11 protein-coding genes are annotated in these 13,679 nt (G+C 61.1%); 9 read left to right on the top strand and 2 right to left on the bottom strand.

Annotated features, from left to right (window positions below):
- Positions 1-39: 39 nt before the first annotated feature.
- Positions 40-2,628: a methyl-accepting chemotaxis protein gene (locus ACWNZ3_RS06775; protein WP_496901638.1), complete on the bottom strand. Its 2,589-nt coding sequence runs from the start codon at positions 2,626-2,628 to the stop codon at positions 40-42.
- A 156-nt stretch (positions 2,629-2,784) separates the two neighbouring features.
- Positions 2,785-3,711 (bottom strand): hydrogen peroxide-inducible genes activator, encoded by a 927-nt coding sequence (locus tag ACWNZ3_RS06770; protein ID WP_496901637.1) that lies wholly within the window; start codon positions 3,709-3,711, stop codon positions 2,785-2,787.
- A 96-nt stretch (positions 3,712-3,807) separates the two neighbouring features.
- Between ACWNZ3_RS06770 and katG the strand changes: the two genes are divergently transcribed.
- The 9 genes from katG to ACWNZ3_RS06725 all read left to right on the top strand — a co-directional run bounded on the left by katG (position 3,808) and on the right by ACWNZ3_RS06725 (position 13,677).
- Positions 3,808-6,033 (top strand): catalase/peroxidase HPI, encoded by a 2,226-nt coding sequence (gene katG, locus ACWNZ3_RS06765; protein WP_496901636.1) that lies wholly within the window; start codon positions 3,808-3,810, stop codon positions 6,031-6,033.
- Positions 6,034-6,130: 97 nt separating this feature from the next.
- Positions 6,131-7,135, top strand: coding sequence for an aminoglycoside phosphotransferase family protein (locus ACWNZ3_RS06760; protein ID WP_496901635.1), 1,005 nt, complete (start codon positions 6,131-6,133; stop codon positions 7,133-7,135).
- A gap of 513 nt (positions 7,136-7,648) precedes the next feature.
- Positions 7,649-8,839: a tyrosine-type recombinase/integrase gene (locus ACWNZ3_RS06755; RefSeq protein WP_496901634.1), complete on the top strand. Its 1,191-nt coding sequence runs from the start codon at positions 7,649-7,651 to the stop codon at positions 8,837-8,839.
- Complete coding sequence (locus tag ACWNZ3_RS06750; protein WP_496901633.1) at positions 8,836-9,483, top strand: hypothetical protein; 648 nt, start codon at positions 8,836-8,838, stop codon at positions 9,481-9,483. Before ACWNZ3_RS06755 ends, ACWNZ3_RS06750 begins: the two co-directional genes overlap by 4 nt.
- 50 nt (positions 9,484-9,533) lie before the next feature.
- A complete protein-coding gene (locus tag ACWNZ3_RS06745; protein ID WP_496901632.1) occupies positions 9,534-9,755 on the top strand; it encodes a helix-turn-helix transcriptional regulator in 222 nt (73 codons plus the stop codon).
- A gap of 121 nt (positions 9,756-9,876) precedes the next feature.
- Complete coding sequence (locus ACWNZ3_RS06740; protein ID WP_496901631.1) at positions 9,877-10,749, top strand: DUF7146 domain-containing protein; 873 nt, start codon at positions 9,877-9,879, stop codon at positions 10,747-10,749.
- A complete protein-coding gene (locus ACWNZ3_RS06735) occupies positions 10,746-12,263 on the top strand; it encodes a YfjI family protein (RefSeq protein ID WP_496901630.1) in 1,518 nt (505 codons plus the stop codon). The genes ACWNZ3_RS06740 and ACWNZ3_RS06735 overlap by 4 nt, the downstream gene beginning before the upstream one ends.
- Before the next feature lie 465 nt (positions 12,264-12,728).
- A complete protein-coding gene (locus tag ACWNZ3_RS06730; protein WP_496901629.1) occupies positions 12,729-13,178 on the top strand; it encodes an HGGxSTG domain-containing protein in 450 nt (149 codons plus the stop codon).
- Positions 13,179-13,413: 235 nt separating this feature from the next.
- Complete coding sequence (locus ACWNZ3_RS06725) at positions 13,414-13,677, top strand: hypothetical protein (protein ID WP_496901628.1); 264 nt, start codon at positions 13,414-13,416, stop codon at positions 13,675-13,677.
- Positions 13,678-13,679 lie beyond the last annotated feature (2 nt).

Genomic DNA, 13,679 nt, shown 5'->3' with positions numbered 1-13,679 from the left:
CGCCTGACCGGCGAGGTGGGCGACCTGCGCCTGCGCGCCTCAGAATTCTTCCCATCCGTCTGCATCCACGTCCTGTGACATGTCCAGCGCCGCATTGCCCTGGGTGGCCGGAGCCACGGCGCGCGGCGGGGTCATGGGCACCGATGCGGCGGCGGGCCTGGGTGCGGTTGCGCCCGGGGTTTCGCCGTTCAGCCGGAACCGCGCCACGGCAGCCGCCAGGGCATCGGCCTCGGCGGTCAGCGCATGGCTGGCAGCGGTGGTTTCCTCGAACATGGCGGCGTTTTGCTGGGTCACGTGATCCAACTCGTTGACGGCGGTGTTGATTTCCGCCAGCCCGCTGGATTGCTCCCGCGCCGATGTGGCGATGTTCGACACCCGGTTGGAGATTTCAGACACGGAAGTTACGATGGCGGCAAGGGCGGAGCCGGTGCGGTCCACCAGATCGACACCCTGGCTGACCTGTTCACCGCTGGAGGAGATCAGCGCGTTGATCTCCCGCGCGGCATCCGAGGAGCGTTGCGCGAGGGCCCGCACCTCTGTCGCGACGACGGCAAAACCGCGCCCGGCCTCACCGGCGCGGGCGGCTTCGACACCCGCGTTCAGCGCCAGCAGATTGGTCTGAAAAGCGATATCGTCGATGACGGAGGTGATTTTCGAGATCTCCTGCGAAGAGGTTCTGATGCCGTCCATCGCAGCCACGGCCTGACGCGCGATCTCTCCGCCCTGCTGGGCATTTTTCTGCGCTTCGGCGGACATGCTGCTGGCATCGTCGGCACCTTCGGCGGCCGATCGCACCGACACCGTCAGTTCATCAAGCGCCGCGGCGGTTTCCTCAAGGGTTGCCGCCTGTTTCTCGGTCCGCCGCGACAGGTCGTCGGCCGCAGAGGTGATTTCTGCAATCTCGTTGCGGATTGAATCGGCATTGTGCATGACCGCCGACATCGCTTCGCGCAGGGATTCGACCGTGCCGTTGAAATCGCGGCGCAGCTTTTCGTAAGAGGCGGGCATATCGCTGGTCAGATCGGCCCGCAGATCGCCATTGGCCAGCTTGTTCAGCGCATCGCCAAGCAGGCTGACCACATTGGCCTGCTCTGCGGCGCTTTGCTCGCGGGCGGCTTCGGCGGCACGCATGGCCCGGTCCTGCTCCGTCACGTCGCTGCCCAGGAAGATGAGCCTGTGCGGCTTGCGTTTATGGTCGGTCAGAACGGCGAAACTGCCGTCGATCACAAAGGTCTTCTGCGCATGGACGCTAAAGACGTTGAAGCGGCCCCGCATGGGCTCTCCGGAAATGACCTTTGTGACAAATTTGCTGCCATCGTGGTCGCCGTCGAGGTTCTTGGCAAACATCGAGGCCAGGTTGCACGCGCGGGTGTCTTCCTTGGTCCCGTCAATCAGGTCAAGGAAGTTCTGGTTTGCGTCCTGTATCTTGCCCTTCAGGTCGTATTCCACCGTCAGCTGGTTCGAATCCAGCGCATGGTGCAATGCAGCGTTGCGTTGCGCATCAGTCCGGTCCGTCCATTCAATGACGCAGCCGATCATCTCCCCCTCCTGCCCCAGCGCCGCATTCAGCGATATCCGCAGCAGGCGGTCGCCCATCTGCACCATCTCGTTGGCGGTCTCTGTTCCGCCGCGCAGGCCGCCACGTTCGACCTGTGCAACAGCATCCCGCAGGGGCTGGAAATTGCGCAGGTCGCCGCCGATCAAGGTCTGGCCCTGCAGGTCCGGCCATACCTTTGCCAGTTCTTCCAGATTGGCCTTTACCAGTTCCTCGCAGGCAGGGTTGGCAAAAATCACCCGGAAATCACGATCCACCATCATCAGGGAGGCCGAAGACCCTGCAAATGCCGCGCTCTTGAATGCGGTTTCATGGGCTGCTGCATCTGCCTCGCGCAGCACCGCGCGCAGGGCCTCCAGCTGGGTGGCCATCAGGCCGATCTCATCCCGGCGGATGGTATGCGGGACAGCGGTTTCATAATCCCCCTGCGCCACAGATTTCATCGAACGGCCCAGTACGTTGAGAGGTGCCGTGATCAGTTTGTGCAGCAGAAAGGACGCGCCGGCCAGCGCGCAAAGCAGCGCCAGCAGCCCGGCCAGAAGGCTTTGAAAGGCCGAAGCCCTGTAGTCTGCCAGAATGAATTCGTCTGTCCAGCGCGTTGCGATGGCACCGACCGGCAGGCTCTGGTCTCCGAAAAGGACTGGCGTCGCCATGATCAGCCGGTTCCGGTCCACGACCGGTTCACCAGTTTTCATTGCCTCGCGGGCAAAGGCAAGCAACTCTGGCTCCGGCGGCGGGCCCTGAACGGCCTGCATGGCGGCCCCCGCCGCATCGACTGCGGCGGCCGCAACCGCGTCCGGTCTGGAGTGTTCCAGCGTACCCACCACGATTTCCGACAGCGCGTCGTAATTCTCGAATTTGATGGCCCCGCCCAGTTGCAGGGCCAGCAGATCCGTCATTTCCGTCGCGCGGGTCATGATCGTATCGTGCAGGCGCGCCTGTGCGGTCCGCATATTGATCACCTCGATCGCGGCCACAACGCCAATGGCGCAAATCGCCACAATAAGAGCCGTCTTGAAAAACAGGCTGCGCATCGGATGAACGCGGGCAGGCTTCTTTGCCGGTTCTGACATTGACATTTTCCCTTCGAAGAACAGATTCGGCCCGGCCTCGGGCGATGATGCTGAACCATAGGGACCCATGTCTTACGACCCGCTTAACGCGGATGCGGGCATCCCCGGCTCCGGCGCGGCGCGAATGCATTGGATTTTAGGCAAACCGTCCCGGTTTCAGACCTGCGGGCGTTCTTCGGGCCGGATATCCGCCGCATCCCCGGCGGCCTGTCGCACCAGCTGGGCAAATGCGGCCTGGTGCCGGGTCAGGGGGCTGGCCTTGCGCCAGATCATGCCCACGGTGCGCTTGGGCTGCGGTCCGGCAAAGGGCACCCAATCCACCGCGGCCGAACGGGTTTCCACCCGCACCGCCATCTGCGGGATCACGGTCACCCCGATCCCCGCGCCGACCATCTGCACCAGCGTTGCCAGCGAACTGCCGTCCAGACCGGTGCGCGGGACCGATGCGGGCCGGTTGCAGAAAGCCAGCGCCTGATCCCGGAAACAATGGCCCTCCTCCAGCAGCAGCACCCGCATGTCGGCCAGATCCCTGCCGCCTGGCGCCGGCTGGCCGGCAGCGGCCTCGGGCCGGACAAAGACAAAACGCTCGGAAAAGACCGGCACCTCCGTCAGCGAGGGCACAGAGACCGGCAGCGCCACGATCGCCGCATCGAGCCGCCCATCCTGCAATTCCTGCACCAGCCGCGATGTCAGCGTCTCGCGGACATGCAGGTCAATGCCGGGATAGGCTGCGGTCAGCGGGCCGATCAGCCTGGGCAGCAGATAAGGCGCGATTGTCGGAATGACGCCAAGGCGGAACTGCCCCGCAAGATCGCCCTGCGCCTCGCGGGCAAAATTCTCAAGCGCCTCGACCTGTTCCAGCACCGCGCGCACATGGCCTGCAAATTCAACACCAAAGGCGGTCGGGCGCACCTGTCTTGGCCCCCGCTCGAACAGCGGTTTGCCAAGGGTGGTCTCCATCTCCTTGATCTGGGCGGAAAGTGCGGGTTGCGAAATCGCGCAGACCTGGGCCGCACGGCCGAAATGGCGCTGTTCGGCAATCGCCTCAAAATAACGAAACTGTCTTATGGTAAGATTCTTCATAACCTTAGACTATCAATGCAATCAGCAAATCCAACTTATAAATCCCTGCCTGCCGGGTTATAACGATTCTAATTCCGTAACCTGAGGAGACATAAAATGGATGGCAACGATATCGACCAAAAGGGCGGCTGCCCCGTCATGCACGGCAGTGGCAAGCACACGACCTTTGACATGCGCTCCAACAAGGATTGGTGGCCGAACCAGCTTAACCTGAAGATTCTGCACCAGAATTCCCCGCTCGGCGATCCGATGGGCGACACCTTCAACTATGCCGAGGAGTTCAAGAAGCTGGATCTCGATGCGGTCAAGAAGGACCTCGCCGACCTGATGACGGACAGCCAGGACTGGTGGCCTGCGGATTATGGCCACTACGGCCCGATGTTCGTGCGCATGGCCTGGCACTCCGCCGGGACATACCGCACCGGTGACGGGCGCGGCGGCTCCGGCTCCGGCTCGCAACGCTTTGCACCGTTGAACTCCTGGCCCGACAACGGCAACCTGGACAAGGCCCGCCGCCTGCTCTGGCCGATCAAGCAGAAATATGGCCGCGCCCTGTCCTGGGCCGACCTGATGATCCTGACCGGCAACGTCGCGATGGAAACCATGGGCTTCAAGACCTTCGGCTTCGCCGGGGGCCGCGAAGATATCTGGGAACCCGAAGAAGACATCTACTGGGGCACCGAAGAGGAATGGCTCGCCACTTCCGACAAGCCCGGCAGCCGCTATTCCGGCGAACGCGTCCTGGAAAACCCGCTGGCCGCCGTGCAGATGGGCCTGATCTACGTCAATCCCGAAGGTCCCGATGGCAACCCCGATCCGCAGCTGTCGGCCAATGACATTCGCGAAACCTTTGCCCGGATGGCGATGGACGACGCGGAAACCGTGGCGCTGACTGCGGGCGGCCACACCTTCGGCAAGGCCCATGGCGCGGGCGATGCGAGCCTGGTGGGTGCCGAACCCGAAGCAGGCGCCATCGAAGACATGGGGCTCGGCTGGAAAAGCAGCTTTGAGAGCGGCATCGGCGTGCACGCCATCACCTCCGGCATCGAAGGCGCCTGGACCGCAACGCCGACGACCTGGGACATGTCCTATCTTGAGACTCTGCTGAACAACGAATGGGAACTGACAAAAAGCCCCGCGGGTGCCAACCAGTGGAAGCCGAAAGGCGATGCGCTGGCCGGGACCGTGCCGGATGCCCATGACGGCAGCCGCAGACATCAGCCGATGATGACGACCGCCGACATGGCAATGAAGGTCGATCCGGAATATGCCAGGATCGCCCGGCATTACCTTGAAAACCCGGATGTCTTTGCCGATGCCTATGCCCGCGCCTGGTTCAAGCTGACCCACCGCGACATGGGTCCGAAAACCCGCTACCTGGGCAAGGAAGTGCCGGCGGAAGACCTGATCTGGCAGGATCCGATCCCGGCCGTGGATCACCCGCTGGTCGATCAGGGCGACATCGCGGCGCTCAAGGAGAAAATCCTGGCAACGGGTCTCAGCACCGCTGAACTGGTCTCGGTCGCCTGGGCCTCGGCCTCCACTTTCCGCGGCTCGGACAAGCGCGGCGGTGCCAATGGCGCGCGCATCCGTCTGGCCCCGCAGAAGGACTGGGAAGTCAACGAACCGGCCAAGCTGGCCAAGGTGCTGGACGCGCTGGAAACCATCCAGGCCGACTTCAACGACAACGCCTCCGGCGGCAAGAAGGTCTCGCTTGCGGACCTGATCGTGCTGGGTGGCAATGTCGGCGTGGAACAGGCGGCGAAAGCAGCCGGTCACACCCTCGAAGTGCCCTTCCGCCCCGGCCGCATGGACGCCAGCGCCGAGCAGACCGACGCGGAAAGCTTTGACGTGCTGGAGCCGCAGGCGGATGGTTTCCGCAACTACCTGAAGGCGGAATTCGCCGTACCGACCGAGAAACTGCTGGTGGACCGGGCGCAGCTGCTGACCTTGAGCGCACCCGAAATGACGGTGCTGGTGGGCGGCCTGCGGGTGCTGGGTGCAAACTACGGCGGCACCAGGCATGGCGTCTTTACCGACAAGCCCGGCACGCTGACGAACGACTTCTTCGTCAACATTCTCGACATGACCCACACCTGGAAAGCCGTCGACGACAGCCAGCAGGTGTTCGAGGCCACGGACCGCAAGACCGGCCAGGTCACCCATACCGCGACACGCGCCGATCTGATCTTTGGCTCCAACTCGCAGCTGCGGGCGCTGGCCGAGGTCTATGGCGCGGACGATGCGGCCGACACCTTTGTCGCCGATTTCGTCAAGGCGTGGACCAAGGTGATGGAAGCGGACCGCTTCGACCTCGCCTGATCCGGGTCTGAATACGAAAAAAGCGGCGCCCCGATCCGGGGCGCCGTTTGCATTTGTGGTGCTTGCAAGCATGGCGCAAAATGTCCGATATGCGCCCATGAGCACATCAGAGCCCGACCACCAATCCTTTCTCGCCCGTCATGGCCACGGCCAGGCGGTGCTCACCCCCCTGCCCGGCGATGCCTCTGCCCGGCGGTATCTGCGGATCAACGGGGCGGACCTGCTGCTGATGGAGGATCGTCAAGATCCGACCGGTTTTGCCGCCTTTGTCCGGCTGGCCCGGCACCTGAGCGACCTTGGGCTGAGCGCGCCAAGTGTGCTGGCCACGGATGCGGACAAGGGCCTGGCCCTGATCGAGGATTTCGGCACCGCGACCTATGGGGCACTGCTGGATCAGGGCGCGGATGAGGGGGCGCTTTACGAACTTGCCATCGACGCATTGCTGCATCTGCATGCCGCGCCGCAGGCGGTCCAGGTGCTTGTGCCGCGCTATGATGTCGCCACGCTGCTGGATGAGGTCAGCATCTTTTCACAATGGTTCATGCCCGCCCTGCGCCCCGACCTGCCGGTGGCCGGTTTCGATGCGCCCTGGCGCGCGCTCTGGCATGAGGCCCTTGCCCCGCTGGAAGCCGCGCAGGATGCGCTGGTGCTGCGGGATTTTCACATCGACAATCTGATGCTCCTGCCCGGGCGTCAGGGCGTTGCGCGCTGCGGGTTGCTGGATTTTCAGGATGCCGTGCTGGGACCGCCGGAATATGATCTGCTGTCCCTGCTACAGGATGCGCGGCGCGATCTGGCACCGGGGCTGGAGGCGCGCATGCTGGAGCGTTACCTGGCCGCCGCCCCGGCAGGAATGGGACCCGATGCCGGGATCCTGCACCGCTATCACCTGCTGGGCGCGCAGCGGCACACGCGGATTGCCGGGCTGTTCCCCCGCCTGAACAAACGCGACGGCAAACCGGGATACCTGCGGTTCATGCCAAGGGTGCTGGGCCAGATGCAGACTGCCCTGCAGGATGCGGGGCTGACCGGGATTTCCGGCTACCTTGACGACACCCTGCCCGGCTGGCGCAGCGCCGGGGCGCGCCTGTCCTCGGTCTGAAGCCGGGAGCCTTGGGGGGTGCTGGCGCTGATCAGTGGCACCCAAAGCCCGGAACAAGCCGAAGGCGCCGGGCCATCGCCTGCCCGCCGGTCGGGCGGGCGATTTGGTGTGGCTGGGGGTGCCCCGATGGGATTCATCATGGTAGAAAGATAAAATGCCATGAACATAAGTGGTATCGCCCACCCCGGGCAGGCGATGGCCCGGCTTGCGTTTAGTCGCCGAGGTCCGGGCGGGCCTGATTTCGGACTTTCGCCGCGCGCTGGCCTGGCACGTTAGAAGATGGTGCAGGTGAGAGGACAAACCTCAAACCAAACCTGTACCCAAGTAGCGCTCCGCGCGGTAGCATAACAAAAGTTGGTGCGGGTGAAGGGCATTGAATTGCTATATGTTGATGCTCGATGGTGTCCGATACATGTCCAATACTTCATACTTACATATTTTTCATGTGTGATGCTGTCTTGGTTCGTCCGAGGGTATCCGATATATTGAGGGGGATAATAGGGTGGATAAAACATGGGGAGCAAGCATAAGCTATCAGCATCTTTCGTAAAATCAGCTGCGGTAGGTAAGCATGGAGACGGAGCCGGGCTTTGGTTGCACAAACGCGAAGACGGCGGTGCACAGTGGGTTTTGCGAATCACGGTCCACGGGCGCCGACGGGAAATGGGCCTGGGTGGCGTTCGCGATGTTTCATTAAAGCAAGCACGCGATCTGGCCGATCAATGGCGTGGATTAGCTGCAAGCGGAGTGGACCCCATAAAGGAACGCGCGAAGCGCGCCCGGGAATTAGAGCGTGTGGACAATACTCTGCGAAAGATTGCCGAGGAAGCTTTCGAAGCGCGCAAGGCGGAGCTGAAGGGCGACGGCAAGGCAGGCCGATGGTTCTCGCCGCTTGAGCTTCATGTCTTACCAAAGCTTGGCCGTGTACCAGTCGAGGAGATTGACCAGCGCGATATCCGTGATGTTCTGACCCCAATCTGGCACACCAAGGCCGAGACGGCGAAGAAGGCGATGGACCGACTAGGCCTCGTCCTGAAGCACGCAGCCGCGCTTGGCTTGGATGTCGATCTTCAGGCGACCTTGAAAGCAAAAGCTCTCCTTGGGAAGTCCCGTCACAAGGTGAAGAACATTCCTGCGCTTCCATGGACCAAAGTCCCCGAATTCTATGAAAGCCTTTCCGAAGCGACTGTTGCGCACCTCGCACTCCGTCTCTTGATCTTGACGGGCGTTCGCTCGAAGCCGGTTCGTTTTCTGGAACTCGGCCAGATTGAGGAGAACGTCTGGACTATTCCAGGGGATATCATGAAAGGTCAAATCGGCAGAACGGCAGACTTTCGGGTTCCCCTCTCGGAAGAGGCGTTGCGTGTTATCGACTTGGCAAAGCCATTTGAGCGGGGGGGATTTCTATTTCCGTCCGTACGCAGGGGTGTGATCAGCGATGCGACCATGTCGCGTCTGATGGAGCGGCGTGGCATGACTGAACGCCCGCATGGGTTCAGGTCGAGCCTGCGGGATTGGTTGGCCGAAACCACGGACGCCCCGCACGAAGTTGCAGAAACGATGTTGGCCCACGTGGCAGGTACATCGGTCCAGAGAGCGTACCGCCGCACGGACTTTATTGAGCAGCGTCGGCTGTTGCTTGATCGCTGGGCGGATCATGTGACCGGGGGAGCAGGACAGGTAATCTCGATGGTGGCCAGATGAATCCCCCCACGTTTGAGCAAGCTATTGAAATTGCAAAGCTTATGATCGCCCCGCACCTGTCCGGCAACTCAGAAAGCGACCGGACAACTCTTGACGGGTTGGCCTCTTGGCGCGCCAACCAGTGCGACACAACCGATGACGCTGGATATACAGAGTACCGGGCAGAGAACTACGGCGCATCAATGCTGCTAGAGGATCCGGAAGAACTAATAAAGTATGCCGAAACCGATTACTTTTGCTTTCTTGCCCTCAGCCGTGGTGTTGCAAATGTTATGGAGCTCGGGTGGCCAATCCCAAGGAGCCTTCAGCTTTGGCTAAGCGGCTACCTCCGTGGAGAAGTGACACCTCCGCCACGCCCACGGGCCCAGCCTACGAAGGAAGTGAGGAGACTTAAGATCTATTGCGCAGTCCAATTCCTCGTAGACAAGGGAATGAAGCCGACCCGAAACGCCACAAGCAAGACGTGTGAATCTGCAAGTGATGCCGTTGCGCTTGCAAACAAGCAACTTCTCATGGCTCCGCGCTCATATAAACGGGTTCTCGAAATCTATTCTGAAGAGAAAAAACTAGGCGAAAGCCTTCAGATTGTGCTCGCTCCTGAACTTTCCGAAGTAATCCGGAATACTTCGGGTACGACAGGCTAGCATTCGATAAGGCAACTTAGGACCAGCCGATACAACAACGGATGGTCATGATGAAAGCCAATGCAAAATTCGAACAATATTGTGGGCGCAAGTACCTCACATTTACGCAACTGAGGGATAAGCTTGGCGGCCGCGCCCGGTCGTCGATCTATCTGGACCTTGCAGCAGGACGGCTGCCCAAGCCCATCAAGCTCGGCGGACGGCTATACTGGTGCGAACAATCCATGGACGCCTTCCTGCTTGGACATGGCCTAGATGAGTCCGCCCAATGACTTTTCGCAATGATCCAGCGCGGAGCCTCATAGTGTACCCCCGCCCCGACAACGCCCGGTTGATGGGCGGAATACTGAACCAAATCGCGCGTTATTTGCGTCAGGTTTCGGGGGGCGCGACATGACCGACATGATCGACCCCGCTCGACTGACCACAAACCTTGGCGGCAGGTGGTACCGCAGCTATGGGGTTGCCCCTTGCCCGGTCTGCCAGTCCGCACAACGCAAAGATCAAAATGCGCTCACAATTGGTGCCAAGGCTGGGATACTGCTGCTGCACTGCAAAAAGAGCGGCTGCGACTTCAAGGACATTCTGACAGCGGCCGGGATCACCCCCGGCCACGTTGAGATTGACCGGACGGCGGCTGAACAGGCCGAACGTCTGCGCAATGCGCAGGCCGCGAAGTCGCGGGCAAAGGCGCAATCCCTCTGGGATCAAGCCAAGTCCATTCATGGCACCAATGGCGAGGCGTATCTGAGGGGACGGGGTATCACCTGTCCGCTTCCCGACACGCTGCGCTGGTTGCCCGACGCTTACCACGGTCCAAGTGGCACCTACTGCGCCGCAATGATCGGCAACGTCGCCCCGACGGGCGGGGTGCATCGCACCTTTTTCACAAAGAAAGGACAGCGCTTGGACAAATCGGCAAAGATGATGCTGGGCCCATGCGCAGGCGGGGCAGTGCGCCTGTCAGAGACGACAGGTCCTCTTGTGGTGTGCGAGGGCGTCGAGACGGGCCTGAGCCTCCTGAGCGGGCTTTTGAGCGGGCCGCATACGGTTTGGGCTGGATTGTCCACCAGCGGGATCAGGGGGCTGACCCTGCCCGCGCGGCCCGGTGATCTGATCCTTGCCTCAGACGGCGACCCGGCAGGGCGCAGCGCAACTGCATCGCTGGCTCATACCGCCATAGCGCGGGGCTGGCAGGTTGCCATGATGGAAGCCCCAGACGGGCAGGACTGGAACGACGTTCTGCAACAGGGGGTCGCAGCATGACCGTCTTGCAACCGACACCCTATGTTGAGGAAGGCCCGCAACCCCTGATGCGTGAGATACCACGGGGCGAAGCGTACCCTGTCCATGCGCTAGGACCGCTCAGGGCATGCGTAGAGGCCGTGCAGGCCGCAACACAGGCCCCAGCCGCCATCGCGGCACAGTCGGCCCTGTCTGTCGCATCCCTAGCGGTGCAGGCCCATGCGGATGTGGAAACCTTGGCAGGCTTTTCTCCTGTCTCGCTGTTTTGCCTCACAGTCGCGCAGTCAGGCGAGCGCAAGAGCGCCTGCGACAAGTTGGTGATTGCAGGGCTGCGCGAGATTGTGCGGAGCCGCGCCGCTGACTATCGGTCAGCCATGACAGAATGGGACAGCTCCCACAAACTCTGGACTGCGAAACGGGATCGCATGGTGAAAGAGGCCGCAGCCAGCAATGCGCAGAAAGTGCGGGAAGCTGAGGCCGACCTTGCCAACCTTGGCGCTGGGCCAGCAATGCCGCTGTCGCCCAAGCTGACCACTTCCGAGCCGACGCTGGAAGGTCTGGTGAAACTTTACATGACCGGGCAGCCGAGCCTTGGCCTGTTCTCGGACGAAGGCGGCGGCTTTCTGGGGGGGCACGCCATGAACAGCGATAACCGCCTCAAGACAATCGCGGGTCTCTCTAGCCTCTGGGGTGGGGATGCTATCGACCGCGTGCGCGCAGGTGACGGCGCAACGACGCTCTACGGCAGACGCCTTGCAGCACACCTGATGGTGCAGCCGGTTGCCGCACGTCCGTTGTTGTCGGACAAGGTCGCAAACGGCCAAGGCTTCCTGGCACGGTTCCTGATCACCGAACCGCCAAGCGCCATTGGCACCCGCCTGCGGCAAACGGGCGATGCTGTAGCGGATGTAGCGATTGTAGCTGCGTCAGACCGCCTTTCCGCCATTCTGGCGCAGCCACTCCCGACCTGCGAGGCCAACCCCCAAGAACTGGAACCCCGCTCCCTGCGCCTCACCCCTGAGGCCGGAGCACTCTTGTTCGCATATTACCAAAGTACCGAACTGGCGCAGGCCCCTGGCGGCGCACTGGAGCATGTGAAGTCCTTCGCGTCCAAGTCACCTGAACAGGCAGCGCGGATCGCGGGCGTCCTGACGCTCTGGAGTGATCTGAGCGCAACTGTGGTGCAGGCCGATGTAATGGCGGATGCAATCGAACTCGCGCAATTTTATTTGTTCGAGGCAAAGCGGCTGGCAGAGTCCGCGTCGGTATCGGAAGAAATCGACCGGGCTGAGCAACTGCGCCGCTGGGTGCTGGATCGCTGGCCGGGTGTCGCTGCGGGGCTGGGTCGCGATCCGAAAACCATTGTACCGCGTGACGTGGTGGTTATGGGGCCGAACGCGCTCAGGGAAACGGTAACAATCAAGAAGCTGATGACAATTCTCGAAAACCACGGATGGTTGCACCGCCTTGACCCCGGCGCTGTGATCGACAGTCAGGCCCGCCGGTTGGCTTACCGGATCGTGAGGGTGGCATGAAGCTTTTCAACCCTCACGCGGCACTGGCTAAAATCGTAAATCAGCCCCCCACCCCCGCTACATCCGCTACATTCGCTACACAGACCTCTGAAGACCCGCCCCATCTAGCGAAAGTAGCGGATGTAGCGGCCCCCCGGCGTGAAATCCCGAAAACCGAACCCGGCGACATGCGGCATGGTTTTGCGAACAATGGCTATCCAAAAACTTGGGCCGGCAACGTCGTTTCGCTCGACCTATGGCGGTGATTTTTTGGATGGGAAAGCTGGGGTCGAATACGCGAGACTGATAGTGCGCGACAAACGCATGGAAGCCAAAAATATGAACCGTTGCAGAGCATCAAGTTCCAGCAATACGAATGCCGTTGATATCGCAATCCTGCCGCTTCTATCGGGTTAGGTGACTGTTTGAGATGCGACTATTCAGATTACTGCTACAGATGCAGTGCTATCCAGTTTGAAATGACTCATGTCAAGCAATCTAACTGACCAAAGCGGTTCCATTCTACGCGACGCCAGGTTGAGCTACGGGGCCAGCATTCGTGCCGTGGCTCGGGCGGCTGGGGTGGCACCTTCTACGATCATTCGTTGGGAAAGGACCCTGTATTTGCCCAAAGCTCCGCCCAGAGCTTTGCGGAACATCGCACTCGCCCTGCGTGTTCGACTATTTGAGAGCAGTAGGCCCGTTTGGAAGGGACCCCATGCACAGTTTTTCTCACCAGACGTCAATGATCGAGTAGTTTCTACATGCAATGCCCGCACGAGAAGCGGCGATAAATGCAAGAACGCTCCGACGGTGGGAAAACGGCGTTGTCGACTGCACGGTGGGTTGTCAACGGGACCGAAGACAATAGCCGGGCGGTTGAAGTGCTCTTATGCCGCGCGAAACATGTGGGAGAAAAGAAGAGGCAGCCAATGATCGTGAACCGGAAGTGAAAAGTAACCTTCAGGTTATGAGCCGCTTCTCCCGGAAGTATGGCTACCTTTAAACTTCAACAGGTTATGCAATAAACCCCTGAACTGAAAACTTTTTCCAATCTCATTTGCCGCAGCAGACGGGTGCAAACGGGGAACAATGTAGTTAGACAGGTTGACCTATTGTTGACCTGCACAACGCTGATCGAAAACTAAACGTCTATCTTGCCAACGGTCAGATGCGGTGGGCACGGGGCGAGTTAGGGCTGGCGGCAGGGGCGGTATCGCGCTGTATCGCAATGAGCGCCCGCCATGGTTTGCGGCTGAACAAGCTGGTCGGGCTGGTCGTCTATGGCCAGATACAATTCGCGCGCCACGAATACGGCTTTGCGCACGACATACTGGAAGAGGCAAAGGCCGAGTCCGAATGCCTGGGTTTCCAGCTCGAAGCGGCGAGCGCTGCGGACACCCTCGCGATGATTTCCGCCCAGGCCGAAAAATAAGA

This window comes from Sulfitobacter sp. IGS-18 (assembly GCF_059628195.1).
The sequence above is the reverse complement of the archived record's forward strand: the minus strand, read 5'-3'. Positions and strand labels throughout refer to the sequence as shown.

Coding starts and splice junctions, on each gene's coding strand:
- ACWNZ3_RS06775 (WP_496901638.1), bottom strand. CDS start 2,628: ATGTCAGAACCGGCAAAGAAGCCTGCCCGCGTTCATCCGATGCGCAGC.
- ACWNZ3_RS06770 (WP_496901637.1), bottom strand. CDS start 3,711: ATGAAGAATCTTACCATAAGACAGTTTCGTTATTTTGAGGCGATTGCC.
- katG (WP_496901636.1), top strand. CDS start 3,808: ATGGATGGCAACGATATCGACCAAAAGGGCGGCTGCCCCGTCATGCAC.
- ACWNZ3_RS06760 (WP_496901635.1), top strand. CDS start 6,131: ATGAGCACATCAGAGCCCGACCACCAATCCTTTCTCGCCCGTCATGGC.
- ACWNZ3_RS06755 (WP_496901634.1), top strand. CDS start 7,649: ATGGGGAGCAAGCATAAGCTATCAGCATCTTTCGTAAAATCAGCTGCG.
- ACWNZ3_RS06750 (WP_496901633.1), top strand. CDS start 8,836: ATGAATCCCCCCACGTTTGAGCAAGCTATTGAAATTGCAAAGCTTATG.
- ACWNZ3_RS06745 (WP_496901632.1), top strand. CDS start 9,534: ATGAAAGCCAATGCAAAATTCGAACAATATTGTGGGCGCAAGTACCTC.
- ACWNZ3_RS06740 (WP_496901631.1), top strand. CDS start 9,877: ATGACCGACATGATCGACCCCGCTCGACTGACCACAAACCTTGGCGGC.
- ACWNZ3_RS06735 (WP_496901630.1), top strand. CDS start 10,746: ATGACCGTCTTGCAACCGACACCCTATGTTGAGGAAGGCCCGCAACCC.
- ACWNZ3_RS06730 (WP_496901629.1), top strand. CDS start 12,729: ATGTCAAGCAATCTAACTGACCAAAGCGGTTCCATTCTACGCGACGCC.
- ACWNZ3_RS06725 (WP_496901628.1), top strand. CDS start 13,414: ATGCGGTGGGCACGGGGCGAGTTAGGGCTGGCGGCAGGGGCGGTATCG.